Source organism: Nocardioides sp. Root190, from assembly GCF_001428565.1.
Classification (GTDB): Bacteria; Actinomycetota; Actinomycetes; order Propionibacteriales; family Nocardioidaceae; genus Nocardioides.
The window spans coordinates 92,116-117,259 of sequence record NZ_LMIA01000012.1; the positions used below are offsets into that span (position 1 = coordinate 92,116).

A 25,144-nucleotide genomic window follows, 5' to 3' on the forward strand; every position below is an offset into this window, starting at 1 on the left:
GGACGCCGGTCCGCCGACCACGACCTGCACGAGCGAACGGAACCGTACTTTGGTCACCGGGAACGGCCCTGTCAACCGCCTCCTGACCTGCGGTGATACACGTTCTCGCAGGTCAGCAGGCCCCGCCGGAGAAGGAAAAATCCCGAAAAAACGAAGGCAACCTCGGCGTGTCGCTGGCGCCACGCCGAAGCGTCAGTTCGAGACGGGCCGGTTCTCGTAGTAGGTCGAGAGCACGATGGTGGTCCGGGTCGACACGTTCGCGGCGGAGCGGATCCGGCCCAGGAGGACCTCCATCTCCGCCGGTGAGGTGGTGCGCACCTTGAGCATGTACGACTCCTCGCCGGCCACGGACCAGCACGACTCGATCTCCGTCATGCCGACCAGACGATCGGGGCAGTCGTCGGGCTGCGACGGGTCGATCGGGCGGATCGAGATGAACGCCGTCAGTGGCAACCCGATCTCCGCGTAGTTGACCGTGGCGCCGTATCCGAGGATCAGGCCGCGCTGCTCCAGCCGCTTCACGCGCTGGTGCACCGCGGAGGTGGAGAGCCCTGTGGCCCGCCCGAGATCGGTGTAGGACATCCGGCCGTCCTTGGACAGGAGCTCCAGGATCTGTCGATCGATCACTTCGACCGCTGGATTGGGGCTCTGACTCACGGGCACACCCTAATAGGCTGCGCCACGATGAATGAGCGACTTCTACTCCTCGATACGGCCAGCCTCTACTTCCGCGCCTTTTTCGGTTCCCCGGAGATCCTCTCTCCGGGCGGTACGAACGTGAACGCAGTCCGTGGACTGCTGGGCTACATCTCCCAGCTGGTGGAGCAGTACGAGCCCACCCACCTGGTCTGTTGCTGGGACGACGACTGGCGTCCGCAGTGGCGCGTCGACCTCCTGCCCAGCTACAAGGCGCACCGCGTCGTGGAGGAGGTCGCCGGCGCGCCGGACGTCGAGGAGGTCCCTGATCCGCTCGAGCTGCAGGTGCCGGTCATCCGCGAGGTGCTCGCCGCGTTCGGCATCGCTGTCATCGGCGCGCCGGGCTACGAGGCCGACGACGTGATCGGGACGCTCGCCACCGGTGCCGGTATGCCGGTCGACGTCGTCACCGGCGACCGCGACCTGTTCCAGCTCGTCGACGACGAGGCGGCGGTCCGGATCCTCTACGTCGGCAAGGGCGTCGGACGTCACGAACGCGTCGACGAGGCCTGGGTGCTGGACAAGTACGCCGTGCGGGCCGATCAGTACGCCGACTTCGCCACCCTCCGTGGTGACGCGTCCGACGGCCTGCCGGGCGTGAAGGGTGTCGGCGACAAGACCGCCGCCGTCCTCCTGCAGAAGTACGACGACATCGCCGGCGTGCGTGCGGCGGCGGAGGACCCGGCCAGTGACCTCGGTCCCGGCCCCCGCCTGAAGATCAAGGAGGCGGCGCCGTACCTCGACGTCGCCCCGACGGTCGTCGCCGTGGCCCGCGACATCGACCTCCCCCGCGACGGGATCGCCCTCCCCCGGGTCCCGGCCGACCCCGAGGGCCTGGCGGACCTGTCGGAGCGGTGGGGCCTGAACAGCCCGGTGGAGCGCCTGATCGGTGTGCTCGGCGCTTTGTAACATCGATTTCATTCCATTTGGTAGTAGTTGGAAATCAGCGCTCCCTAGGTTCATCGCACCGGGGCCCGCTGATGTGCCCCTTGGCTTCCGAGCCCGCAGCCCCGAGACTGCGGGCCGATGACCGAAGGGTTGTCCCACGTGTTCGAATCCCGCCCCCGCCTTGTCACGGGCACCGTCCTCGCCTTCACCGCCGCGCTCAGCCTGAGTGCGTGCGGTGGAACCAAGTCCGGAGAGTCCAGCGCCGTCGAGAGCTGCGTCGACACCTCCGGTGACACCGTCAAGCTCGGGTTCCTCAACTCCACCTCCGGCGCCATGGCGATCAGCGAGCAGACCGTTCGCGACTCCCTGGTCATGGCGATCGACGAGATCAACGCCGACGGCGGCATCCTCGGCAAGAAGGTCGAGCCCGTCGCCGAGGACGGCGCGAGCGACCCGGCGATCTTCGCCGAGAAGATCGAGAAGCTGTTGACCGGTGACTGCGTCGCCGCGGTCTTCGGTGGGTGGACCTCCGCATCGCGCAAGGCGATGCTCCCGGTCGTCGAGGCCAACAAGGGCCTGCTGTTCTACCCCGTCCAGTACGAGGGCCTCGAGGCGTCCGAGAACATCTACTACACCGGCGCCACGACCAACCAGCAGATCATCCCGGCCATGGACTTCCTGAAGTCCGAGGGCGTGAAGACGCTGTTCCTCGCCGGTTCGGACTACGTCTTCCCGCGCACCGCGAACAAGATCATCAAGCAGTACGCCGAGGAGCTCGGCATCGAGATCGTGGGCGAGGAGTACGTCCCCCTCGACGACGACGACTGGACCACGCAGGTCGCCAAGATCGCCGCCGCCAAGCCGGACTTCGTGTTCAACACCATCAACGGCTCCTCCAACGTCGGCTTCGTCAAGGCGTACTACGAGCAGGGACTCGGCCCGGACAACTCGCCGATCATCTCGGTGTCGATCGCCGAGGAGGAGGCGCCGGCGATGGGCAAGGACATCACGGGTCAGTACGCCGCCTGGAACTACTTCCAGTCCGTGGAGAGCCCGACGAACGACACCTTCATCGAGGCCTTCCAGGCGAAGTACGGCGACGACCGGCCGACCTCGGACCCGATGGAGGCGGCCTACACGTCGCTGTACCTCTACAAGGCACTGGTCGAGAAGGCCGGATCCTTCGACGTGGACGAGATCAACGCGTCCGCCGACGGCGTCACCTTCGACGCCCCGGAGGGCACCGTCACCATCGACGGCGAGAACCACCACATCGCCAAGACGGCACTGATCGGAAAGATCAACTCCGACAACCAGTTCGACGTCGTGTGGTCCTCCGACAGCCCGGTGGAGCCGGACCCGTTCCTCGAGGGCTACAGCTGGTGGGACCCGAGCAAGAACTGACCTGACCGGCCCCGTTCATCCCCCCTCCCGGGGCGTCGCGACCTCAGCGGCGCCCCGGGACCGGCTGTCAGGAGACCCGTCTTGGACGCGTTCACCACCCCGCTGCTCGCTGGTACGGCGACCGGTGCACTGCTGCTCATCGCTGCCCTCGGCCTGGCGCTCACGTTCGGCCAGATGGGCGTGATCAACATGGCGCACGGCGAGTTCCTCATGGCCGGCGCCTACACGACCTTCCTCACCCAGCAGGTCGTCACGAACACCGACCTCTCGATCCTCGTCGCCCTCCCGGCCGCCTTCGTGGTGGCCGGCTCGCTGGGGCTCCTGCTCGAGGTGTCGATCATCTCCTGGATGTATCGACGGCCCCTCGACACGCTGCTCGTGACGGTCGGGGTGAGCCTCCTGCTCCAACAGCTCGCCAAGGACATCTTCGGCGCGCAGGGCGACCCCGTGCAGACGCCGGGCTGGCTCGACGGCAACATCGACGTGTTCGGCTACCACTGGCCCTACCGGCAGATGTTCACCATCCTGCTGGCCATCGCGGCCCTCGTCGGGCTGGGCCTGCTGCTGAAGTACACCGCCTACGGCCGGCAGATCCGGGCCACGGTCCAGAACCGGGACCTGGCCGAGACGATGGGCGTCTCGACCCGGACCGTCGACCGGGTGACCTTCTTCGTCGGCTCCGGTCTCGCCGGGGTGGGCGGGGTCGCGGTCTCGCTGATCTCCGGCACCAATCCGAATCTCGGGACGACGTACATCATCTCGGCGTTCCTGGTCGTGGTCGCCGGAGGCCTCGGCCAGCTCAAGGGCACCGTGATCGCGGCCTTCGCGGTCGGCATCGTGACCGCGTTCTTCACCGACTGGTTCAACTCCAGCATGGCGCAGGTCTTCACCTTCGCGCTGGTCGTCATCTTCCTCCAGCTCAGGCCCCAGGGCCTGTTCACCGTGCGCACGAGGGGGCTCGCATGAACAACCTGCTGCAGACCGGACAGCGGCTGGGCCGCACCTGGGGACCGCTGCTCGGCATCGCGATCGTCGCGATCGCCCTGCTGGTGGTGGCGCCGGCCGTGCTCAGTCCCTTCCGGCTCAACAACCTCGGCAAGTACGTCTGCTGGGCGATCGCCGGCGTCGGCATCGGCCTCGCCTGGGGCCGGGGCGGCATGCTCGTCATGGGCCAGGGCGTCTTCTTCGGGCTCGGTGGCTACGCGATGGCGATGCACCTCAAGCTCGAGGCGGCGATGGCCACCGGCGGCCCGGACGCGATCCCGGACTTCATGGTCCTGTACGGCGACGGCACGATGCCCGGCTGGTGGGAACCGTTCCGCAGCGGTCCGTTCACCCTGTTCGCGATCCTGGTGCTGCCTGCGATCGCGGCGACGATCCTCGGGTTCGCGATCTTCAAGAGGCGGGTGAAGGGCGCCTACTTCGCGATCCTCACCCAGGCGCTCGCCGTCGCCTTCGCCACCCTGCTGGTCGCGACGATCAAGCAGACGGGAGGGTTCAACGGCCTCAACCAGTTCACCCAGTTCTTCGGCTACAACCTCTACGACCCGGTGAACAAGCGGATGATCTACTCGATCGCCGCGGTCCTGCTCATCGTCTGCCTGGTGGTCGTGTGGCAGCTCTACCGCAGCAGGTTCGGCGAGCTGCTGGTCGCGACGAGGGACGCCGAGGAGCGGGTCCGGTTCCTCGGGCACGACCCGGCCAACATCAAGCTCGTCGCGTTCGTGGTCGCCGCCGTGATGGCGAGCATCGGCGGTGCCATGTTCGCCCCGATCACCGGCATCATCTCCCCCTCCGACGTGGACGCGACCGCCTCGATCTTCCTGATCGCCGGGGTCGCACTCGGCGGACGGTCCCTGCTCCTGGGACCCGCGATCGGCGCGCTGGCCGTGGGCTTCGGCAGGACCTTCCTGTCCGAGTCGTTCCCTGACCAGTGGACCTACTTCTTGGGACTGCTGTTCATCGTGGTCATCCTGTTCTTCCCCTCCGGCCTCGGGAGCTCGTGGTCGCAGCTCACCTCCCGCCTGCGTACGAAGGAGGTCGCGCGATGAACGACGACTACCTCGAGATCCGGGGCCTCACCGTCGAGTTCGACGGGTTCAAGGCCATCGACGGGGTGGACCTGACCCTGCTCCAGGGCCAGCTCCACTTCCTCATCGGTCCCAACGGCGCGGGCAAGACGACGCTCGTCGACGCGGTGACCGGCCTGGTGCCGGCGACGGGCCATGCCCGCTACCGGAACCAGGACCTGCTCCGGATGAAGTCGCACCGGATCGTGCGGGCGGGCATCGGGCGCACCTTCCAGACCGCCACGGTCTTCGAGGGTCTCTCGGTCCTGCAGAACCTGGACATCGCCGGCGGCGTGCACCGCTCTGCCTGGACGATGCTGATGGCGCGGCGCGGCGTCCCGTCGTACGTCGAGGAGGCACTCGAGACCGTCGGTCTCGCCGACCTCCGGGACAAGCCCGCCGGTGTCCTGGCCCACGGGCAGAAGCAGTGGCTGGAGATCGGCATGCTGCTCGTCCAGGACGCCCGGGTGATGCTGCTCGACGAACCCGTCGCCGGGATGAGCGCCGAGGAGCGTGAGGAGACCGGCGAGCTGCTCCGGCGGATCGGGCACGAGCGGACCATCGTCGTGATCGAGCACGACATGGACTTCGTCCGCAGCTTTGCCGACGTCGTCACCGTGATGCACGCGGGCAAGGTGCTCGCCGAGGGCGGCGTCGCGGAGATCCAGGCCAACGCCAGGGTCCAGGAGGTCTACCTGGGCCGCACCGCTGAGGAGGCGGACCATGCTTGAGCTGCGTGACGTGACGGCCGGGTACGGCCGGACCAAGGTGTTGGAAGGTGTCTCGGTCGAGGTGCCGCGCGGCGGAGCGGTGGCGCTGATGGGTCACAACGGCGCCGGGAAGACCACGCTGCTGCGCGTCGCGGTCGGGCTCCTGCCCGTGATGAGCGGCACGGTGCTCATCGACGGCGAGGACGTGACCCGACTGCGTCCCAACAAGCGGGTCGCCCGAGGTCTCGGGTACGTGCCCCAGGGGCAGCTGTCGTTCCCGCAGATGACCACGCTGGAGAACCTCCAGCTGGTCACCACCGACCGGACCTCGATCGACGAGGTGCTCGACACCTTCCCGGCGCTGCGCGACCTGCTCGCGCGACGCGCGGGCCTGCTGTCCGGAGGTCAGCGGCAACAGCTGTCGATCGCGCGGACGCTCCTCACGAAGCCGCGCCTGCTGATCCTCGACGAGCCGACGGAGGGCATCCAGCCCAATGTCGTCGCCGAGATCGAGTCGGTGATCACCTCGCTCACCGCACGCGGTGACCTCTCGGTGCTGCTCGTCGAGCAGCACGTCGGCTTCGCGCTGCGGAGCACGGGCTCCTACTACGTCCTCGAGTCGGGTCGGATCACCTCCCACGGCGAGGGCGGACCCGGCGCCCTGGACGACGTCCGCGCTGCGATGGCGGTCTGAGGTGCACCTGACGCCGGCCGACACGGAGAAGCTGTTGCTGAGCGTGGCGGGGATGGTGGCGCGGGACCGGCTCGAGCGAGGCGTCCTCCTGAACTACCCCGAGACCGTCGCGCTCCTGTGCTGCTGGGTGATCGAGGAGGCGCGGGCAGGTGCCCTCGTGGTCGACCTGATGGAACGGGGCCGCGAGGTGCTCGGCCGCCACCAGGTGATGGCCGGTGTCGCCGAGATGCTCGTGGACGTCCAGGTCGAGGCCACCTTCCGCGACGGACGCAAGCTCGTCACCCTCCACCACCCGATCGCCTGAGGAGGACTCGTGGGAATCGTGTCCGAAGGACCCGGCGCCACCCGGCCCCGGCCCGGCACCATCGTGCTCAACGCCGATCGCACACCCGAGCAGCGGGGCCTCCTCGTCGTGACCAACACCGGCGACCGGCCGGTGCAGGTGGGCTCCCACCTGCACCTCCCCGACGCCAACGCCGCCCTGGCGTTCGACCGGGCCGCCGCGCACGGCTTCCGGCTCGACATCGCATCCGGCACGTCCCGCCGCTTCGAGCCCGGCGCCTCGCAGGAGGTGGCCGTGGTCGCGTTCGCCGGCCGACGGGTGGTCCCGGGCATCCAGATCAAGACGGACGGCGGAGCACTCGATGGTTGAGATCAGCCGGGCGGCGTACGCCGCGCTCTACGGCCCGACGGTCGGCGACCAGGTTCGCCTCGGCGACACGGACCTGTGGATCGAGGTCGAGCAGGACCTCGTCGTGGGCGGCGAGGAGGCGGTGTTCGGTGGTGGCAAGTCGATCCGCGAGTCCATGGCCCAGTCGACCCGGACCTCGGCCCAGGGAGCACTCGACACCGTCATCACCAACGCGCTGGTCCTCGACCACTGGGGCATCGTCCGCTGCGACGTCGGCATCCGGGCGGGTCGGATCGTCGCGCTCGGGCGCTCGGGGAACCCGGACGTCGCCGACGGAGTCCACCCCGACCTGGTGATCGGGCCCGGCACCGACGTCGTCTCGGGCGAGGGCAGGATCCTCACCGCGGGCGCCATCGACGTCCACGTGCACCTGCTGTCCCGGTCCCAGCTGGTTGAAGCACTCGCGACCGGCATCACGACCGTCGGCGGTGGTGGGACCGGGCCCTCCGAGGGCTCGAAGGCCACGACCGTCACACCGGGGCCGTGGCACCTCGCCGCGGTCCACCGCGCGCTCGACACCCTGCCGCTCAACGTCCTGCTGCTGGCCAAGGGCAACACCGTGAGCAGCGCGAGCCTCGCGGAGCAGGCGCTCGCCGGCGCAGCGGGGTTCAAGGTCCACGAGGACTGGGGCTCCACCCCGGCTGCGATCGACGCTGCCCTGCGCGCTGCGGACGAGTTCGGCCTCCAGGTCGCCCTCCACTCCGACAGTCTCAACGAGGCGGGCTACGTCGAGTCGACGATCGGCGCCATCGCCGGACGCGGCATCCATGCCTTCCACGCGGAGGGCGCAGGTGGTGGGCACGCGCCCGACATCCTCAAGGTCGCCTCGCTGGCGAACGTCATCCCCGGCTCGACCAACCCGACGCTCCCGCACACGGTCAACACGGTGGCCGAGCACCTCGACATGCTGATGGTCTGCCACCACCTCAACCCCCAGGTGCCCGAGGACCTGGCGTTCGCGGAGTCGCGGATCCGCGCGACGACGATCGCCGCCGAGGACCTGCTGCACGACATCGGCGCCCTGTCGATCACCTCCTCCGACGCCCAGGCCATGGGCCGCATCGGCGAGGTCGTGTGTCGCACCTGGCAGGTCGCCCACGTGATGAAGGCGAGGTATGGCCGCCACGGTGACCTGGCCGCGGGACCCGCGGACAACGCCCGGGCCCGCCGATACATCGCGAAGTACACGATCAATCCCGCGATCGCCCACGGGATCGACCACGAGGTCGGCTCGGTCGAGCCGGGCAAGATGGCCGACCTCGTCCTGTGGGACCCGCGGTTCTTCGGCATCCGGCCGGACGTGGTGATGAAGTCCGGAGCCCTCGTGTGGGGGGCGCTCGGGGACCCCAACGCCTCGATCCCGACGCCGCAGCCCGTGTTGATGAGGCCGACGCTGTACGACGACGGCAGCCCCTACGGAGTGAGCTTCGTGGCACCGGCTGCCCTCGCGGACGGCCTCGTCGATCGGCTCGGGCTGCGGCGACGACTGGCTGCCGTCCGGCCGACCAGGGAGCTCACCAAGGCGCACATGGTCAACAACGCCGCGCTCCCCCGCATCGACATCGATCCGGAGACCTTCGCGATCGACGTCGACGGTGAACGCGTGCTGCCCTCGCCGGCTGAGGAGCTGCCGCTCGCGCAGCTGTACTCGATGTTCTAGGTGGACTGCGTGCACCCTGACCTGCTCCTCATGCTGCTGGCCGACGCCCGTCTGCCCGTGGCCGGACACACCCAGTCCGGTTCGCTCGAGCCTGCCGTCGTCCGCGGTCTGGGTGCGGCCGAGGTGCCGGCGTACCTCCGGCTGCGGCTGCGCACCGTCGTGACCGTCGACGCAGGCACCGCCGTCGTGGCACGCGCCCTCGTGGACAGCCACGGCGCCGCTGCGGGCCTCGGAGTGCTCGACCGGGCCTGGGCCGCGCGGACGTCGAGCCCGGCCCTGCGCGACGCGGCACGGGGCCAGGGACGGGCACTGCTCCGGCTGACCGAGAGGTTGTGGCCGCAGGGGCCCGGAGCCACGGCACTCCGCGCTGTCGAGAGCCCTCCGAGAGCGGTCGTCCTCGGCGCCCTCGCGTGCGACCTCGGTCTGCCCGGCCCTGCGCTCGCGCGCCTGGTCGGGTACGACGACGTCCAGACCGTGTGCGCAGCGGCCCTCAAACTGGTGCCGCTCGACCCTGCCGTCGTGACCGGATGGGTACGCGACGCACTCCCCCGGATCGAGGAGATGGCGGAGTCCGTCGCCGGACTCAGCGAGCCCGACCAGGTCCCCGCGACCGGGGCCCCCCAGATCGAGGTGTGGGCACAGGCCCACGCCCACACCACCCGGAGGTTGTTCCGTGCCTGACCACGCTGACCCGGTTGACCCCACCCGACGCCGCCCCCTGCGGCTCGGCATCTGCGGCCCGGTGGGCACCGGGAAGAGCTCGCTGATCGCCCTGCTGTGTCGCGAGCTGGCCGGCTCCCTCGAGCTCGCCGTCGTCACCAACGACATCTACACCGACGAGGACGCGCGATTCCTTCGATCCGCCGGCGTGCTCGAGGTCGACCGGATCAGGGCGGTGGAGACCGGTGCCTGTCCGCACACCGCCATCCGCGACGACATCACCGCCAACCTGATGGCCGCCGAGGAGCTCGAGGGGACCTATCCGTTCCTCGACGTCGTGATGATCGAGTCGGGCGGCGACAACCTCACCGCGACCTTCTCCCCCGCCCTCGTCGACGCCCAGGTCTTCGTGCTGGACGTCGCCGGCGGTGGCGACGTCGCCCGCAAGGGTGGCCCGGGGATCGAGCGCGCAGACCTGCTCGTCGTCAACAAGACCGACCTCGCGCCGTACGTCGGGGTCGACGTGGTCCAGATGCTCGCGGATGCCCGGTCGGCACGGGACGAACGGCCGGTGGTGGGCCTGTCCCGCACGGATCGCGACAGCATCGACCAGCTGACGGCCTGGCTCGCCGACGTCCTCGCGACCCATCGTGCCGGCACGCTCGTTCCCGTGGACCCGGGGCCGATGGCAGCCCACGGCGACGGCGTGGGACACGGACACGGGCACGGACATGCCGGTGCTCACCAGCACTGAGCGCTGGTCCCGCACCCGGCTCCGGGTGCAGCGGGGATCCGGGGGTTCGCCGACCGTCGTCCGGTCGGTGGTCTCGGCCTCGGACACGGCCGCTCCCTCGCTCCGGCCGATGCTGATGGACCGGCGCCGCGACCATGCCCGGGTCTGCCTGGTCCCGGAGGGTGCCCTGCTGCTCGCGGGGGACGGCGTGGAGATGGACATCGAGGTCGGCGACGGAGCGCGCCTGGACCTGGTGGAACCGGGCGGCACCGTCGCCTTCGACATGCGGGGAGCGGCGGCTCGGTGGTCGGTGCGCATCACGCTCGGCCGCGATGCCTGCCTCACCTGGGCCGGCGAACCCTTCGTCGTCGCCGCCGGCGCCGACGTGCAGCGCGACACCGTGATCCGGCTCGGGGCCGGTGCCCGCCTGGCGTTGCGGGAGACACTGGTGCTCGGCCGCTTCGGCGAGGTGCCGGGCCGGGTCCGGCTCACGACCACGGTCCTGGACGACGAGGGTCCTCTCCTCGTCGAGGACCTGCCGCTCGACGCATCGAGCGCAGCAGGCCTCCTCGGGGGCCATCGCGTGATGGCATCGGTGCTCTGCCTGGGCCCGGATCCGGTTTCTGTGGCCGACGACCAAGATCCGGACCGTTACGACCTGCACGCCGGTGGGACGCTCTGGCGTCGTCTCGGTGCGGAGGTCCACACCAGCGGCCTCGGGCCCGCCTGGCTGACGTCGCTGACCCGAGTGGTCGGGCTCTAGTGGGCCCGCGCGATCTGCTGCTCGATCCGGAACTCCAGCCCGTCGGCTGCCGCCAGGTAGACGTCCTGGTCGAGCAGGTTGCCGTCCAGGCGCATGAGACCGCGGGGGCTCGAGTAGAAGTGGCCGGACTCGAGGGCACCCACGGCTCCGACCGACAGCGAGCCGCACACCTCGCCGACCCGCGCGAGGAAGAACAGCGCCTCGTAGCAGGACTCCCCCACCGCATTGAGCGCCGGCGCCCAGCGGCCCCACCGGGCGTAGTACGCCCGGGCCAGCTCGGTGCTCTCGGCCGTGCCGAGGACGTCGAAGTACGCCGCGGCGGCGTACAGGCCGTCGTGGGCGCCGGCCCCGCCGGCCAGGAGGGTGTTCTCCTCCACGGCCGGACTCAGTCGCGGAAGGTCGGCGGACAGTCCCGATCGGCCGAACTGCCGGTTGAAGTGGACCGCGTCCTGGCCCATCAGCAGCATGATCACGCCGTCGATCGGCTGGCGGGCCAGGTCGGAGAGAACGCTGGAGAAGTCGCTCGTGCCGAGCGGCACGTAGGTCTCGCTGACGACCTCGGACGCGGTGTCCTCGAGCGCGAGACGGGCGGTCGTGCCGGTGACCCGGGGGAAGACGTAGTCGTTGCCGACGATCGCCCATCGGCCGACGCCGAGCTCCTCGCGCATCCAGTGCGCCGCGGGCAGGAGCTGGTTGATGGGTCGCTCCCCGAGCATGAAGACACCCGGCGTCGCGTCACTGCCCTCGTGCATGGCGGCGTAGGCGTAGACGACCCGACCACCGACCCGTCTCGTGATCGCCTGGCGTACGGCGGAGATGTGCCAGCCCGCCACGGCCTGGACCCGGCCCGATTCGACCAGTCCGCCGACCTCGTCGGCCACCAGCCCGGGGTCGCGCCCGGCGTCGACGACGACCAGCTCCACCTGCTTGCCGGCGATGCCCCGGCCGGCGTTGAGCTGCTCCACCGCCAGCTCCCCGCAGGCGAGGCAGGACGGTCCGTAGAGCCCCGTCGTTCCCTGGAGGGGGACGACGAAGGCGACGGACAGGACCTCGTCGCTACGGGTGCGGGGCACGGGACCTCTGCGCGGGCGTCGGCCGGCGGTGCCGGCGACATTGCGGGCGACGAATCAACCGGAATCTTTCGTGGTTCCGCCTAGGATAGGCCCGACGCCGCGGCGTGGCAGCGTCGTTCACGCGATTGTGACGAATCCGACCGGGGGGACCGCCGTGACCCACAGTCTGGCCGTGCAGGTCCGCCAGGTCGAGGCGCTGTTGCGCCGGGCCCTCCAGCCGATCCTCGCCGAGCACGACCTGGCCATGGACCACTGGCGGATCGTCGCCGTGATCGCCGCCGCACCCGGCCTCGGCATGAACGAGGTCGCCACGACGGCGGTCGTGCCGGCCGCCAGCCTGACGCGGCACATGGACCGGCTCGTCGAGCGCGGCCTCGTCGTGCGCCGCATCGACACCGAGGACAAGCGCCGTGCCGTGGTCGCCCTGTCCGCCCGGGGCCAGGCCTACGCCGAGCGGTTGCGTGCGGCCGAGCAGTCCCTTCCGACGCCGGCCGTGACCGGCCTGCCCGTCAGCTGATCCAGTCAGCTGATCCGGCAGCTGATCCGGCTCAGACGCTCGCGACGATGCCGCGGCGCAACAGCCTGACCAGCTCGCGGGCCGTGTCCCGCACGGGCGTGCCGGCAGCTGCATCAGCGATCTGACCGGCGAAGTCGATCAGCTGCTTCATCTGGCGCACGAAGTCCCCCGCCGTCTGGTCGTTGCGGGTGATCACCTCGTCGAGGTCCTGACCTCCGGCCCAGCGGTAGGCGGTCCAGGCGAACCCTCCGTCGGGTCGCCGGAGGAAGTCGAGCCGGTGACCGCGCTCGAGGGTGTCCAGCTCGCCCCAGAGTCGCGTCATCGCCTCGATCGTGTCCTGGATGGGACCGGGCGGGACGTTGGCGGGTCCGTCCTCGGGTCGACGCGCCTCGTAGACCAGGGCCGACAGCACAGCTCCCAGCTGCTGGGCGTTGAGGCCGTCCCACAGCCCTGCGCGCAGCGACTCGGCAGCGACCAGGTCGAGGTCGGAGTAGATCCGCATCAGCCGGCGGCCGCGCTCGGTCACCTCGTCGTCGACGAGGTACTCCAGTGCGTGGAGCACCTCGCAGACCCGGTCGAAGGTGCGCGCCACGGTGTTGGTGCGGCGCTCGATGCGCTGCGCGAGGACCTGCGCGTCCTTCTCCAGCTTGCCGTACCGCTCTGCCCACCGTGAGTGGTCCTCGCGATCCGAGCACCCGTGGCAGGGGTGGTTCTTGATCTGCGCGCGGAGGTCGGCGATCTGCGCGGCGACGCCGGCGTCGACGGGCCCCCGCTCCGACTTCGGGCGGGTCACCGACAACGGCAGACCGCGGATCGCCTCGCGCAGGGCCTGGGCGATGTCCTTGCGCTGGTGCGGGTTGCGGGCATCGACCCGCTTGGGGAGCTTGATCCTCGCGACGGGTTCGACCGGCGTCGGGAAGTCCATCATCGCCAGGCGGCGACCCTGGCGCTCTGCGGTGATCACCAGCGGCCGGTGGCCGTGCTCGGACAGGCCCGGGTCGACGACGACGGCCGGACCGGCGAACTTGCCGACCGGCACCACGACGATGTCGCCGGGAACGAGCTTCTCGAGCGATGCGGACGCCTCGTCGCGGCGGTCCTGACGGCGCACCTTGCTGGACGCCTTCTCCAGCTCCGAGACCTGGCGGCGCAGCCCGGCGTACTCCATGAAGTCGCCGAGGTGGCACTGGGCGGACTCGGCGTAGCCCTCGAGCGCGTCCTCTGCCTTGCGCAGCTGTCGGGCGAGGCCGACGACGGCGCGGTCGGCCTGGAACTGGGCGAACGACTGCTCCAGCAGCTCCCGGGCGCGGTGGCGTCCGAAGGAGTGCACGAGGTTGACCGCCATGTTGTACGACGGCCGGAAGGACGAGCGGAGCGGATAGGTCCGGGTGGAGGCGAGGCCGGCGAGCTCGCGAGGGTTCATGCCAGGTTGCCACAGCACGACCGCGTGGCCCTCGATGTCCAGACCGCGGCGACCGGCGCGGCCGGTGAGCTGGGTGTACTCCCCCGGCGTGATGTCCGCGTGCGTCTCGCCGTTCCACTTCGACAGCTTCTCCAGCACGACGGTGCGGGCGGGCATGTTGATGCCGAGGGCAAGCGTCTCGGTGGCGAAGACCATCTTCACCAGGCCGCGGAGGTAGAGCTCCTCCACGCACGACTTGAAGGCGGGCAGCATCCCGGCGTGGTGGGCGGCGACGCCGCGCGAGGCAGCGTCGAGGAAGTCGTGGTAGCCCAGCACCTGGAGGTCGTCGGGCGGGAGACCACCCAGGGCGTGCTCGACGTACTCGATGGCCTCGTCGCGCTCCTGGGCCGTGGTGAGCCGCAGGTTGGCGTCGAGGCACTGCTGGACGGCCGCGTCGCACCCGGCCCGACTGAAGATGAAGTCGATGGCCGGCAGGAGGTTCTCCCGCTCCAGGCGATCGATCACATCGAGGCGGCCCGGGATCCAGATCCGGCGCCCGCTGCCCATGTTGCGGCTGCCCGCTCCGCCCTGCTGGCCGCGGGCTCCCTTGGGGGTACGACGGTCCTTGAGCCGGCTGGATGCCCAGTCGTCGCGGGCGAGCTTCATCAGCTCCTCGTTGACCGGGGCTCCCTCACGCACGAAACCGGCCGCGGCATCCACGTCGGAGGAGGCGAACAGGTCATGCAGGCGTCGACCGGCCACGACGTGCTGGAAGAGCGGGACCGGGCGCCGCTCGGCGACGATGGTCCGGGTCGACCCGCGCACGGTCTCCAGCCACTCACCGAACTCCTCGGCGTTGGAGACCGTCGCGGACAGCGAGATCACCGACACCGACTCCGGGAGGTGGATGATGACCTCCTCCCAGACCGCTCCGCGGGAACGGTCGGCGAGGTAGTGCACCTCGTCCATCACCACGAACCCGAGCCCGGTCAGGGTGCGGGAGCGGGCGTAGAGCATGTTGCGGAGCACCTCGGTCGTCATCACGACGACCGGCGCCTCACCGTTGATCGAGGTGTCGCCGGTCAGCAGGCCGACCCGGTCGGCGCCGTAGCGTGCGACGAGGTCGTTGTACTTCTGGTTCGACAGCGCCTTGATCGGGGTCGTGTAGAAGCACTTGCGGTCCGTCTCGAGCGCGAGATGGACGGCGAACTCCCCCACGACGGTCTTGCCGGCACCGGTCGGAGCGGCGACCAGGACGCCGTCACCCTCCTCGACCGCCTTGCAGCCCTCGATCTGGAACTCGTCCAGCGGGAACGGGAAGCTGCCCGCGAAGTCGCGGAAGACGGGGTGGCCCTTGTCGCGACGGTAGGCGGCGTAGCGCTCCGAGGCGGAGGGCTCGTCGGTGCGGTCCTCGGCGTTGCTCATGCGCGCACCCGGGCCGCGCTCGGCACGCACTCGACGGTCAGCGGCAGGGCGCCGAAGCGCTCGCCGTCGGCGTAGCCGACGATGCCGGCGCAGGCGATGCTCACCCGGCGTACCCGGTGGCGTTCGAACTGCGGGTGCTCGACGTGGCGTCCGTCGAAGATCTTGGGGAAGGTGCGCACGAGTTCCACCCGACTGACCGGCTTGATGAGTACGACGTCGAGCAGCCCGTCGTCGAGCTCGGCGCCGTGAGCGATGCGCATGCCGCCGCCGAAGGACGGACCGTTGCCGACGGCGACCAGCATCGCGTCGACCTGGCGCTCCTCGCCGTCGAGCTCCAGCGTGTAGTGCAGGGGCTTGAACGTGCGCAGCTCGGCGAGGGTCGCGATGCTGTAGCGCATCTGTCCCTTCGGCCACCGCATCCGGTTGGCCCGTTCGTTGACGACGGCGTCGAACCCCGCAGCGAGGACGCTGCCGAAGTACCGGTCGCCGATGCGTGCCAGATCGATGGTGTGGGTGCTCCCGTTGATGATCTGCGACGCGGCAGCGCTGGCGTCGCCGAGCGGGATGTCGAAGGAGCGGGCGAGGTCGTTGCCCGTGCCGGCCGGGAGGATCCCGAGGGGTACGTCGGTCCCCGCGACGGCCTGGAGCGCGATGTTGACCATTCCGTCGCCACCGCAGACGACCAGGACGTCGGGCTTCTCCGCGACCGCGACCCGGGCGAGATCGAGAGCGTCCCCGGCGTCACGGCTGGAGAGTGCCGTGGTGCGCCAACCGGCCCCGTGGAAGCGCGGAAGCGCCTCGTCACGGATCTGCGCGGCACGCCCCTTGCCCGAGGTCGGGTTGGTCAGGACGACGGCTCGGGGCACAGGGTGAAGATTAGAGGACGGCCCGTGGCGACCCGCCACTCAGATCTCGCTGATGTCGCTGATCTCGTCGGGCGAGAGTCCGGCATTGATCCGCTTGCGGTCGCGACGACGGTCGTTGAAGCGGGCGATGACCTCGGAGACGAGGAAAAGGATCACCATCGGGATCGCCATGAAGCTCATCGTGAACGGGTCGCCGGACGGGGTCATCACGGCAGCGAAGATGAACGAGCCGACGATGATCCACGGTCGGTGGGCGCCCAGGCTCTTGCCCTTGACGACGCCGGCGAGGTTGAGCAGCACCACGAACACCGGGATCTCGAAGGCGATGCCGAAACCGAGCAGGGTGCGCGTGAAGAACGAGAGGTAGTCGTTGAACTCGACGAGGTTGGTGAGATCGCCGGGGGTGAAGCCGATCAGGATCTCCAGGCCCTTGGGCAGCGTGAGGTAGCCCAGGATGATGCCGGCGAGGAACAGCGGTCCGGCGATGACGGCGAAGACGGCCGTCCACTTCTTCTCGCTCCGGTGCAGGCCCGGCAGGATGAAGGCCCAGATCTGGTAGAGCCAGATCGGGCTGGTGCCCACCAGCGCAGCCAGGCCGCAGAGCTTCAGGTAGAGCAGGAAACCACCGGCGGCGCCGCTGGTCGTCGCGATCGTGCGCTCCTCGCCCAGCGCCTCACGGGCCTGCTGGTAGGGCTCGTTGACGAAGGAGAAGATCGGGTCGAAGAAGAACAACGCGAGCACGAAGCCCAGCACGATCACGAACGCAGCCTTCAGCAGCCGCGCACGCAGCTCGCGAAGGTGGTCCGACAGAGCCATCCGGCCGTCCTGGCCGACCGGATGGAGCGGCTTGCCCACGAACAGGCGAGCGACTCCGGTCAATGACATCTACGTGGTCCTGCGGGGAAGATCGCGCGAACGATCAGTTCAGACGTTCTTCTCGCGCTGCTCGTCGACGATCTCGCCCTCGGCGACCTCGTCGACCGGGCTCAGCTCGACCGTGGGCGGCGCGGGCGTGGCCGGCTTGTCGTCGTCGTCCTTGAGGCCCTTGGTCTCGGCCTTGAAGATGCGCAGCGCCTGGCCGGTGCCGCGCGCGAGGTCAGGGAGCTTCGCCGCACCGAACACGAGGATCACGATGGCCAGAATGATGAGCCACTCGGCTCCCTGGGGCATTCCGATCAGGGCAGACATCGTGGAGACCAACTCTCACTACTCGGGGGCTGTGACGAACAAGGACCATGCTACGCCCCTGTCACTGGTAGAGGCTGAGGGTCTCCTGTGCAGCGTCGGTGAAAGCCTGGGTGAACTCATGGGGTCGCACGACCTCGGCGTGCGGCGCGAGGCGCAGCAGGAGCCGGACCAGCCAGCGTTGGTCGACCACCACGAGGTCGACCTCGGCACTGCCGTCCTCGTGGTCCCGCACGTCGCGGACCGGGTAGTACTCGGTGGCCCAGCGCGCCTCGGGACCCAGCCGGAGGGTGACCACGACCTGGTCGGGACCCTCCACGTCGCTGAACAGCCCGGAGCTCAGGTCGCGGGGCGGCTGCGGGTCGGTCGCCACGGCGGAGTCGAGGACGGCGTACTTGGTGATCCGGTCCAGCCGGAACAGGCGCTCTGCCCCGGCGCGGTGGCACCAGGCGTCGAGGTAGGTGAAGACGCCGTGCGACACGACACCGCGGGGGTCGACCACCCGCTCCGCCTCCTCGTCGCGGGAGGGCACGAAGTAGGTGATGCGCACCTGACGGCCCTGCTCGACGGCCTCGTTGATCCGGTGGGTGAGGTCGACGGAGGCGACCTGCTGGGCGTCCCGCGGCGACGGCGTCACCTCGACGTGGGCTGCGCCACCGGTGGCTGCGGCGGCCTCGAGCTTGTCGAGCACGCGCGCGACCAGCGCGCCCGTGTCACCGGTGGAGGTGTCGCGCAGCATCCGCAGCGCCACGATGATGGCCGATGCCTCGGTGGCGCTCAGGCGGAGCGGTCGGGCGAGGTAGTCGGCGTTCTCGACCCGGATCACCCCCTCGGTCAGCGGGCTGCCCGCCTCGCTCTGGATCGCATCCAGGTCCACATCGATGAGGTCGCCCGGAAGGCCGCCCGGGAGTCCGCACATGAACAGGACCTTGAGGTCGCGCAGCACCTGCTCGGAGGAGGTGCCCAGCAGCCGGGCCGCCTCGTCGAGCCGGACGCCGTCGCGGTGGTGCAGGAAGGGGACGAGGGTCAGCAGTCGGGCGACCTGGTCGCGGGCACCGGCGCTCGCCGGCGGGGTCCGGATCACCGGGTCACCAGCCCGAGGCGGTCGATCACGCGCTGGCGAACGGTGACGGGCTCGATGAGAACCACGTCCGCGCCGTGGGCGAGCACGTCGTCGGCCAGCCCCATCTCCGGGCGGACGAGCTCGACGCGGTCCCATCCTGTGCGCTCGTCCGGTCCGGCGACGCCCACGTCCACCCGCTCGGCGGACCGGCGGAAGGTCTGACCGGCTCCCTGGCGCACGAGCAGCACCACCGCGTGCTGGGGCATGGGCGGCGGAGCCAGGCGACGGGCGATGTCGCGGACGTCGGTGTCCGGCGGGACGTCGTAGGCACCGGGCTGGCCCACGGTGCGTACGTCGCCCTGGACCCGGGAGAGCCGGAAGACCCGCTCTGCTCCACGGTCACGGTCGAAGCCGACGACGTACCAGCGCCCGCTGGAGCGCACGACTCCCCAGGGTTGCACCCGTCGGGTGCTCGGGGCGTCGGCGCCGGGCCGCTGGTAGTCGAAGCGGACTTCCTGGCGTTCGCAGACCGCGAGCCAGCAGGTCTCGAAGGCCGGCTCCTCGGCAGTCAGCAGCGGCTGGGCGATGTCGAGGGCGTCGAGGTCGACGGCGATCCCGGACGCGGTGAGCTTGCGGACCGCGTCCGAGGTCGCCTGCGCCATCGTGGCGTGCTGCCACACCCGCGACGCCAGCCCGACGACGGCCGCCTCCTCGGGCGTGAGCTCGATGTCCGGCAGCGCGAAGGCCTCCGGGGGGATGCGGTAGCCGACCTCGTCCTCGAACAGCGGGTCCACCGTCGCGACGTCGACCGGCACGCCGAGACTGCGCAGCTCGTCCTTGTCGCGCTCGAACATCTTCTCGAAGGCGTCCGGACGGGAGTCCGGGTACAACAGCTCCCGGATCCGCTCCTTGGGAATCGGCCGGCGCTGGACCAGGAGCATGATCAGGAGGTTGAGCAGCCGCTCACTCTTCGGGGCAGGCATGGGTCGATTCTGCCCGCCGGACTACTCGGAGGGAGTGGCAGAGGGGCTGGCGGTGTCGCTGGCGGAGTCACTGGCCGACTCGCTTGCCGCGGGCTCGGGCTCCGGGGCGGGCTCCACGTCGGACACGTCGAGGATGTCGACGATGAAGTAGAGCGTGGAGTTCGCCGGGATGTCCTCGCCCTGGGCCTCCGCGCCGTAGCCGAGCTTCGGCGGGATCTGCAGCAGCACGCGGCTGCCGACCGGAAGACCCACCAGGCCCTGGGACCAGCCCTCGACGACGGATGCCTGCTCGCCGCCGATGACGGCCTCGAGGCCGGTGCCCTTGCTGAAGCTCTCGTCGAACGGCTTCTCGCCGGCCGGGATCTGGCCGAGGTAGCTCGCGAGGATCTTCTGACCGCTCTTGACGACCGGGCCGGTGCCCTTGATCAGGGTCGCGACCTCGAGCTTGCCCGACGGCTTCGGCGTACCGGTGAAGTCAAGGCTGCTGGGAACACCCTCGGCCTCGACGATCGCGGGTGCCCAGGCCGGCGGCGCCGCCTCGGTGCCCTCGGGGCCTGCGATCGCGGTGAGGTCGGCGACGAAGAGCAGGCCGTCCTCGTTGCCGATGTCGTTGGCGACCATGAACTGCGAGACCTGCGCGTTGCCGAGGAAGTCGCCGAGGAGCGTGTCGCTGCCGACGGTGACCGCGATCCGGCTGCCGATCTTCTGGCCGGGCTCGATCTCGTCCTTGACGGCCTGGGTGAGCAGGTCGGCGATGCTCTGCGGGTCCTCGGTGCCACCGACCTTGATCAGGGTGCCGACGTTGTAGTCCTTGTCGTCCTCGTCGAGGAACGTCGAGTAGGACACCTCGTGGGTGTAGCCGTTGGTCAGCGAGTAGTTGACCAGCACCACGTCGCCCTTGGCGACCTCGGGGCCGTCGCCCTCCTCGATCACCTTGGACTCCGCGTCGCCTGCGGCGAGCGTGCCCTTCCAGTCGAGCTCGGGCGCCTCACCGACACCGCCGCTCACCGAGACGGCGTCGAAGCCCTCGAGGCTGGAGTCGTCGTTGCCACAGGCCGCCAGCGCCAGGGACGCAGGCAGCAGGGCAGTCAGGAAAAGGGCGGAGGGTCGTCGCAGGCGCATCGGCACGCGCAAACCTTACCGACTCCCCCTGAGTGGGGAGTAAGTGCGGCCTACATCCCGTCGATGAGGCGCTGCACGCGTTCGTCGTAGGCCCGGAACGGGTCCTTGCACAGGACGGTCCGCTGCGCCTGGTCGTTGAGCTTCAGGTGCACCCAGTCGACCGTGAAGTCACGTCGGCGCTCCTGCGCACGGCGGATGAACTCGCCCCGCAGACGTGCCCGCGTGTTCTGCGGCGGGACGGACTTGGCCTCGAAGATCTTCAGGTCGCTGGTGACACGGGTGACCGCCCCGCGCTTCTCCAGCAGGTAGTAGAGACCGCGGTTGCGGTGGATGTCGTGGTAGGCGAGGTCGAGCTGCGCGACGCGGGCATGGCTCATCGGGATGCCGTGCTTGGCGCGGTACCGGTCGATCAGCTTCCACTTGATGACCCAGTCGATCTCACGGTCGACCAGGCCGAGGTCGTCGGACTCCACGGCCTTGATCGTGCGCTCCCACAGGTCCAGGGACCGCTCGATGACGGGCGTGGCGATGCCGCGCCGGTCGACGAAGTCGCGCGCTCGGGTGAGGTACTCCGACTGGATGTCCAGCGCACTGGCCTCGCGACCGTTCGCGAGGCGGACCTTGCGCCGGCCGGTGACGTCGTGCGCGATCTCGCGGATCGCCCGGATCGGGTTCTCCATCGTGAGGTCGCGCATCACCACGCCCTCCTCGATCATCCGCAGCACCAGGTCGCACGAGGCGACCTTGAGCATCGTGGTCGTCTCGCTCATGTTGGAGTCGCCCACGATGACGTGCAGCCGGCGGTACTTCTCCGCGTCCGCGTGCGGCTCGTCGCGGGTGTTGATGATCGGGCGGCTGCGCGTCGTCGCGCTGCTCACGCCCTCCCAGATGTGTTCAGCCCGCTGGCTGACCGAGTAGGTCGTGCCGCGAGGAGTCTGGGTCACCTTCCCGGCACCCACGATGATCTGCCGCGTCACCAGGAACGGGATCAGCACGTCGGCGAGCTTGGAGAACTCCCCCGCCCGGCTCACCAGGTAGTTCTCGTGGCACCCGTAGGAGTTGCCGGCCGAGTCGGTGTTGTTCTTGAACAGGTAGATGTCGCCCGCAATGCCCTCGTCGTGGAGACGCTGCTCCGCATCGAGCAACAGACCCTCGAGCACCCGCTCGCCCGCCTTGTCGTGCGTCACCAGCTCCATGATGTCGTCGCACTCGGGTGTGGCGTACTCCGGGTGGCTGCCCACGTCGAGGTACAACCGGGCACCGTTGCGCAGGAAGACGTTGCTCGACCTTCCCCAGCTGACGACCTTGCGGAACAGGTAGCGGGCGACCTCGTCAGGACTGAGCCTGCGCTGTCCCCGGAACGTGCACGTGACGCCGTACTCGTTCTCGATACCGAAGATTCGGCGGTCCATGTGGGAACAGTACTGCCGAGGGGGTGATCGGGTGGGGAAGGACGCGGAACGGGTGCGGTTTGGTCCCAAACCGCAACGATACGGGCTCAACTCATGCAGTTCGTGCCCATTCGACGGGGTTGGTCGACCGGTACCAACGGTTCATGATTCGGGCCCGTCCGGTCTCCGAGTACAGCGAGTCTCCGACCATCGACCGCCACACGCGGAGCCGGCGCACCTGATGACTTCGCCCGAGCAGCGAATCGAACTCGTGCATCAGGACCGCCGGGTGATTGAGCAGGTCGTCCAGCGTGTAGCCCCTTCTCGTGTACGACGCCGCGGCGATCGCTCGTTCCCTGCGGAGGTCCTTGCGGTGGGTCGACGCCCGCCGGTGACCAGCTCCGTCGTACTCGTGAAGGTTCTGGGTCCCGGTCACGAGCAGGTCGGCTCGCGCGACGAAGCGGCCGTCGACCACGATGTCGACCTGCGACCTGGTCGGCACCTCCATGGCGTCGTGGAACTTGCGCAGCAGCGTCTCCCCCGGTGACTCGGCCTTGCCGTCGCGGCCAGCCCACACCCTGGCAAGGCGTCGTACGCCCGGCCGCCGGGAGTTGAGGACGGGCGCCATCAGCTCCTCGTTGACGTGACCGAGTCGGACGGCTGAATCGACCATGATGGCGAGGTCGAGATCGCCGAGGTCGCGCGCGGCTCTGAGGAGGATCTCCTCAGGCGCCTCGACCGGAAGTCCGTCGACGACCAGACCACCGGACTCGTGGGTCAGTCGCGCACAGATCAGACCGGGCCGGCGGGGCCGCTTCGAATCGCGAACCGCCACGAAGAACGGCACGTGTTCAGGAAGGTTCGGCAACTTCCAGCCCAGCAGTCGCGCTCCCGTCACGTGGGTGAACTTCGCCCCGCCCGGCAGGATCAGAGCAAGTGCCGACAGGTCGAGCAGGAAGTTCGCGCGCTCCGACAGCTCAGGGGTCTCCGGGCGGTACAGGCCATGCAGCACACGCTGATGGCCTGCCACACGCACCTCACCGCGAATGGCCCCGTCCGGTCCGACTTCCATGCGGCTCAGGATTCGTCGTCGGGACGGCCTGGCTCAACCCCTCAACGACGGGCTGTGGAGAACCTGCCGCGCCAGCCTTCCTGTGGATCGCGGAGGGTCGCTCGACGGTGCGGTTTGGTCCCAAACCGCGTCGTGGAGCTCTGGATCGTTGCGGTTTGGGACCAAACCGCAACGACAACGGCTCAGCTCAGCGGCGGAGCCACCGGCGGCTCACCACCAGCATCACCAGGCAGATCAGCAGGCAGATCAGTCGGAGTCTCCGAGGAGTGCACGGCCGGCGCGGTCTCTGACGGACCACGGTCGGCGAGCACCTCGGCCAGCTTCGCGGGCAGGATCCGGCGGAACTTGCGGGGCTGGACGCGGGTACGGTCCAGCACGGCGACCTCGAGGTCCTCGACGGGGATGACCCGGTCCTGGACCTCGCCGCGCTCGTTGGCAGTGTGGCCGAGCGCGGCGACGGCGACGTGCAGCGCGTCAGCGAGGTCGGCACCGTCGGTGTAGTGCTCCTTGAGGTAGGACGACACGGTGTCGGCGTCGCCGCCCATCGCCGCGTAGCCGTGCTCGTCGGCGACCCTGCCCTCGTAGGTGAGGCGGTAGATCTGGTCGTCAGCGGCGGTGGCGCCGATCTCGGCGACGAAGATCTCGACCTCGTAGGGCTTCTCGCCGCCCGAGGAGAAGATCGTGCCGAGGGTCTGGGCGTACGCGTTGGCCAGGCCGCGGCCGGTCACGTCACGGCGGTCGTAGGAATAGCCGCGCATGTCGGCGAGCCGGACGCCGGCGATGCGGAGGTTCTCGAACTCGTTGTAGCGACCGACGGCCGCGAACGCGAGCCGGTCGTAGAGCTCGGAGACCTTGTGGAGCGCCTTGGACGGGTTCTCGGTGACGAGGAGTACGCCGTCGGCGTACTGCACCGCGACGAGCGAGCGTCCGCGCGAGATGCCCTTGCGGGCGAAGTCCGCCCGGTCCTTCATCAGCTGCTCGGGCGAGACGTAGAACGGCGTGCTCATGGGCGTGCCTCCTGTGCGCCGCCGGGTAGCGGGGCGTTGGGTCCGTCGGGGCGCACCATCCGGGCAGCGACCAGCTGGTCGGCGAACTGGCCGAGCTGGTCGTCTCCGAGGCGGGTGGCGCCCTCGGCGGTGACCACCCAGACCACCGGGAAGATCCGACGGGTCAGGTCAGGTCCGCCGGTGGCGGAGTCGTCGTCGGCGGCGTCGTACAACGCCTGGAGGCAGACGCGTACGGCGTCGTCGGGGCTGAGGTCGTCGCGGTAGAGCTTCTTCAGCGCACCCCGGGCGAAGAGCGAGCCGGAGCCGACCGTGAAGAACGCCGCCTCCTCATGGCGTCCGCCGGTGACGTCGTACCCGAAGATCCGGCCGACGCCGCGGTCGAGGTCGAAGCCGGCGAACATCGGGACGACGGCCAGGCCCTGCATTGCCATGCCGAGGTTGGCGCGGATCAGCGCCGAGAGGCGGTTGGCCTTGCCGTCGAGGGAGAGGATCGTGCCCTCGATCTTCTCGTAGTGCTCGAGCTCGACCTGGAACAGCCGGACCATCTCGACGGCGAGGCCGGCGGTGCCGGCGATCCCGACGACGGAGTACTCGTCTGCCGGGAAGACCTTCTCGATGTCGCGCTGGGCAATGACGTTGCCCATCGTGGCACGGCGGTCTCCGGCCATGACCAGGCCGCCCGGGAAGGTCGCCGCGACGATCGTGGTGCCGTGCGGGGCCATGTCGGCGGCGCTGCCGGCGGGCAGCGATCGACGGGCCGGCAGCAGGTCGGGTGCGTTCTCCGCGACGAAGTCGCTGAAGGACGAGGTGCCCGGGCGCAGGAACGCGGCCGGGATGCGTGCGTCACTCATACGGGGCTACTCCCCGCCCTTCTGGATGAACGACTTGACGAAGTCCTCGGCGTTGGACTCCAGCACGTCGTCGATCTCGTCGAGGATCGCATCGACGTCGCCGTCGAGGGACTCCTTGCGCTCGGCGACATCCGACTCGGTGGTGACGTCGGTCGTCTCCTCGACGTCTTCGGCCTTGCGGGGCTGCTTCTGTTCCTGGGCCATGTCGCAACCCTATCC

General features: G+C 69.6%; 27 protein-coding genes. 13 read left to right on the plus strand and 14 right to left on the minus strand.

Annotated features, from left to right (window positions below):
• Positions 1-192 precede the first annotated feature (192 nt).
• Positions 193-657 (minus strand): Lrp/AsnC family transcriptional regulator, encoded by a 465-nt coding sequence (locus ASE01_RS18820; protein WP_082606224.1) that lies wholly within the window; start codon positions 655-657, stop codon positions 193-195.
• Between the two features lie 27 nt (positions 658-684).
• Here ASE01_RS18820 and ASE01_RS18825 point away from each other — a divergent pair, with 27 nt between their 5' ends.
• From ASE01_RS18825 to ASE01_RS18880, 12 genes are all read left to right on the plus strand, one after another.
• A complete protein-coding gene (locus tag ASE01_RS18825; protein ID WP_056755995.1) occupies positions 685-1,605 on the plus strand; it encodes a 5'-3' exonuclease in 921 nt (306 codons plus the stop codon).
• A 138-nt stretch (positions 1,606-1,743) separates the two neighbouring features.
• Positions 1,744-2,988, plus strand: a complete 1,245-nt coding sequence (gene urtA, locus ASE01_RS18830; RefSeq protein ID WP_235536100.1) for an urea ABC transporter substrate-binding protein — start codon at positions 1,744-1,746, stop codon at positions 2,986-2,988.
• An 81-nt stretch (positions 2,989-3,069) separates the two neighbouring features.
• Positions 3,070-3,954 (plus strand): urea ABC transporter permease subunit UrtB, encoded by an 885-nt coding sequence (gene urtB, locus ASE01_RS18835; protein WP_056756001.1) that lies wholly within the window; start codon positions 3,070-3,072, stop codon positions 3,952-3,954.
• Positions 3,951-5,039: an urea ABC transporter permease subunit UrtC gene (gene urtC, locus ASE01_RS18840; protein ID WP_082606225.1), complete on the plus strand. Its 1,089-nt coding sequence runs from the start codon at positions 3,951-3,953 to the stop codon at positions 5,037-5,039. The genes urtB and urtC overlap by 4 nt, the downstream gene beginning before the upstream one ends.
• Entirely contained in the window at positions 5,036-5,788 is a 753-nt protein-coding gene (gene urtD / locus ASE01_RS18845; protein ID WP_056756002.1) for an urea ABC transporter ATP-binding protein UrtD, read from the plus strand. Before urtC ends, urtD begins: the two co-directional genes overlap by 4 nt.
• On the plus strand, positions 5,781-6,461 hold the full coding sequence (locus tag ASE01_RS18850) for an ATP-binding cassette domain-containing protein (RefSeq protein WP_056756005.1): 681 nt from the start codon (positions 5,781-5,783) through the stop codon (positions 6,459-6,461). Before urtD ends, ASE01_RS18850 begins: the two co-directional genes overlap by 8 nt.
• Before the next feature lies 1 nt (position 6,462).
• On the plus strand, positions 6,463-6,765 hold the full coding sequence (locus ASE01_RS18855; protein WP_056756008.1) for an urease subunit gamma: 303 nt from the start codon (positions 6,463-6,465) through the stop codon (positions 6,763-6,765).
• A 15-nt stretch (positions 6,766-6,780) separates the two neighbouring features.
• Positions 6,781-7,113: an urease subunit beta gene (gene ureB, locus ASE01_RS18860; RefSeq protein ID WP_056756934.1), complete on the plus strand. Its 333-nt coding sequence runs from the start codon at positions 6,781-6,783 to the stop codon at positions 7,111-7,113.
• Entirely contained in the window at positions 7,106-8,812 is a 1,707-nt protein-coding gene (locus tag ASE01_RS18865) for an urease subunit alpha (RefSeq protein WP_056756012.1), read from the plus strand. The genes ureB and ASE01_RS18865 overlap by 8 nt, the downstream gene beginning before the upstream one ends.
• Positions 8,813-8,821: 9 nt before the next feature.
• Positions 8,822-9,493 (plus strand): urease accessory protein UreF, encoded by a 672-nt coding sequence (locus tag ASE01_RS18870; RefSeq protein ID WP_235536102.1) that lies wholly within the window; start codon positions 8,822-8,824, stop codon positions 9,491-9,493.
• Positions 9,486-10,226, plus strand: coding sequence for an urease accessory protein UreG (gene ureG, locus ASE01_RS18875; RefSeq protein WP_056756016.1), 741 nt, complete (start codon positions 9,486-9,488; stop codon positions 10,224-10,226). Before ASE01_RS18870 ends, ureG begins: the two co-directional genes overlap by 8 nt.
• Positions 10,210-10,968, plus strand: coding sequence for an urease accessory protein UreD (locus tag ASE01_RS18880; RefSeq protein WP_162260319.1), 759 nt, complete (start codon positions 10,210-10,212; stop codon positions 10,966-10,968). Before ureG ends, ASE01_RS18880 begins: the two co-directional genes overlap by 17 nt.
• Here the strand turns inward: ASE01_RS18880 and ASE01_RS18885 are convergent.
• Positions 10,965-12,041, minus strand: a complete 1,077-nt coding sequence (locus ASE01_RS18885; protein ID WP_056756022.1) for a substrate-binding domain-containing protein — start codon at positions 12,039-12,041, stop codon at positions 10,965-10,967. The genes ASE01_RS18880 and ASE01_RS18885 overlap by 4 nt on opposite strands.
• A gap of 154 nt (positions 12,042-12,195) precedes the next feature.
• Here ASE01_RS18885 and ASE01_RS18890 point away from each other — a divergent pair, with 154 nt between their 5' ends.
• Positions 12,196-12,558: a MarR family winged helix-turn-helix transcriptional regulator gene (locus ASE01_RS18890; RefSeq protein WP_056756026.1), complete on the plus strand. Its 363-nt coding sequence runs from the start codon at positions 12,196-12,198 to the stop codon at positions 12,556-12,558.
• A gap of 31 nt (positions 12,559-12,589) precedes the next feature.
• On the opposite strand, the gene ASE01_RS18895 is transcribed toward ASE01_RS18890, so the two are convergent.
• From ASE01_RS18895 to ASE01_RS18950, 12 genes are all read right to left on the minus strand, one after another.
• The gene (locus tag ASE01_RS18895; RefSeq protein ID WP_056756942.1) at positions 12,590-15,385 is read right to left on the minus strand and encodes a DEAD/DEAH box helicase; all 2,796 of its coding nucleotides are present in this window, start codon (positions 15,383-15,385) and stop codon (positions 12,590-12,592) included.
• Entirely contained in the window at positions 15,382-16,251 is an 870-nt protein-coding gene (locus ASE01_RS18900) for a diacylglycerol kinase (protein ID WP_056756028.1), read from the minus strand. Before ASE01_RS18900 ends, ASE01_RS18895 begins: the two co-directional genes overlap by 4 nt.
• A gap of 39 nt (positions 16,252-16,290) precedes the next feature.
• Complete coding sequence (gene tatC, locus ASE01_RS18905) at positions 16,291-17,136, minus strand: twin-arginine translocase subunit TatC (protein ID WP_056756031.1); 846 nt, start codon at positions 17,134-17,136, stop codon at positions 16,291-16,293.
• Between the two features lie 39 nt (positions 17,137-17,175).
• Positions 17,176-17,439, minus strand: coding sequence for a twin-arginine translocase TatA/TatE family subunit (tatA, locus tag ASE01_RS25310; RefSeq protein ID WP_056756034.1), 264 nt, complete (start codon positions 17,437-17,439; stop codon positions 17,176-17,178).
• Between the two features lie 61 nt (positions 17,440-17,500).
• Positions 17,501-18,520, minus strand: coding sequence for a helix-turn-helix transcriptional regulator (locus ASE01_RS18915; protein ID WP_235536103.1), 1,020 nt, complete (start codon positions 18,518-18,520; stop codon positions 17,501-17,503).
• Positions 18,517-19,482 carry a helix-turn-helix transcriptional regulator gene (locus tag ASE01_RS18920; RefSeq protein ID WP_056756037.1) on the minus strand — a complete coding sequence of 322 codons (966 nt, stop codon included), beginning with the start codon at positions 19,480-19,482 and terminating at the stop codon, positions 18,517-18,519. Before ASE01_RS18920 ends, ASE01_RS18915 begins: the two co-directional genes overlap by 4 nt.
• Positions 19,483-19,503: 21 nt before the next feature.
• The gene (locus tag ASE01_RS18925; RefSeq protein WP_235536104.1) at positions 19,504-20,604 is read right to left on the minus strand and encodes an FKBP-type peptidyl-prolyl cis-trans isomerase; all 1,101 of its coding nucleotides are present in this window, start codon (positions 20,602-20,604) and stop codon (positions 19,504-19,506) included.
• Positions 20,605-20,654: 50 nt separating this feature from the next.
• On the minus strand, positions 20,655-22,016 hold the full coding sequence (gene pafA, locus ASE01_RS18930; protein ID WP_056756042.1) for a Pup--protein ligase: 1,362 nt from the start codon (positions 22,014-22,016) through the stop codon (positions 20,655-20,657).
• A 91-nt stretch (positions 22,017-22,107) separates the two neighbouring features.
• The gene (locus ASE01_RS18935) at positions 22,108-23,007 is read right to left on the minus strand and encodes a hypothetical protein (protein ID WP_056756045.1); all 900 of its coding nucleotides are present in this window, start codon (positions 23,005-23,007) and stop codon (positions 22,108-22,110) included.
• 242 nt (positions 23,008-23,249) lie between these two features.
• The gene (gene prcA / locus ASE01_RS18940; protein WP_056756047.1) at positions 23,250-24,074 is read right to left on the minus strand and encodes a proteasome subunit alpha; all 825 of its coding nucleotides are present in this window, start codon (positions 24,072-24,074) and stop codon (positions 23,250-23,252) included.
• The gene (gene prcB, locus ASE01_RS18945; protein WP_056756051.1) at positions 24,071-24,925 is read right to left on the minus strand and encodes a proteasome subunit beta; all 855 of its coding nucleotides are present in this window, start codon (positions 24,923-24,925) and stop codon (positions 24,071-24,073) included. Before prcB ends, prcA begins: the two co-directional genes overlap by 4 nt.
• A 6-nt stretch (positions 24,926-24,931) precedes the next feature.
• Complete coding sequence (locus ASE01_RS18950; RefSeq protein WP_056756054.1) at positions 24,932-25,129, minus strand: ubiquitin-like protein Pup; 198 nt, start codon at positions 25,127-25,129, stop codon at positions 24,932-24,934.
• Between the last annotated feature and the right edge of the window lie 15 nt (positions 25,130-25,144).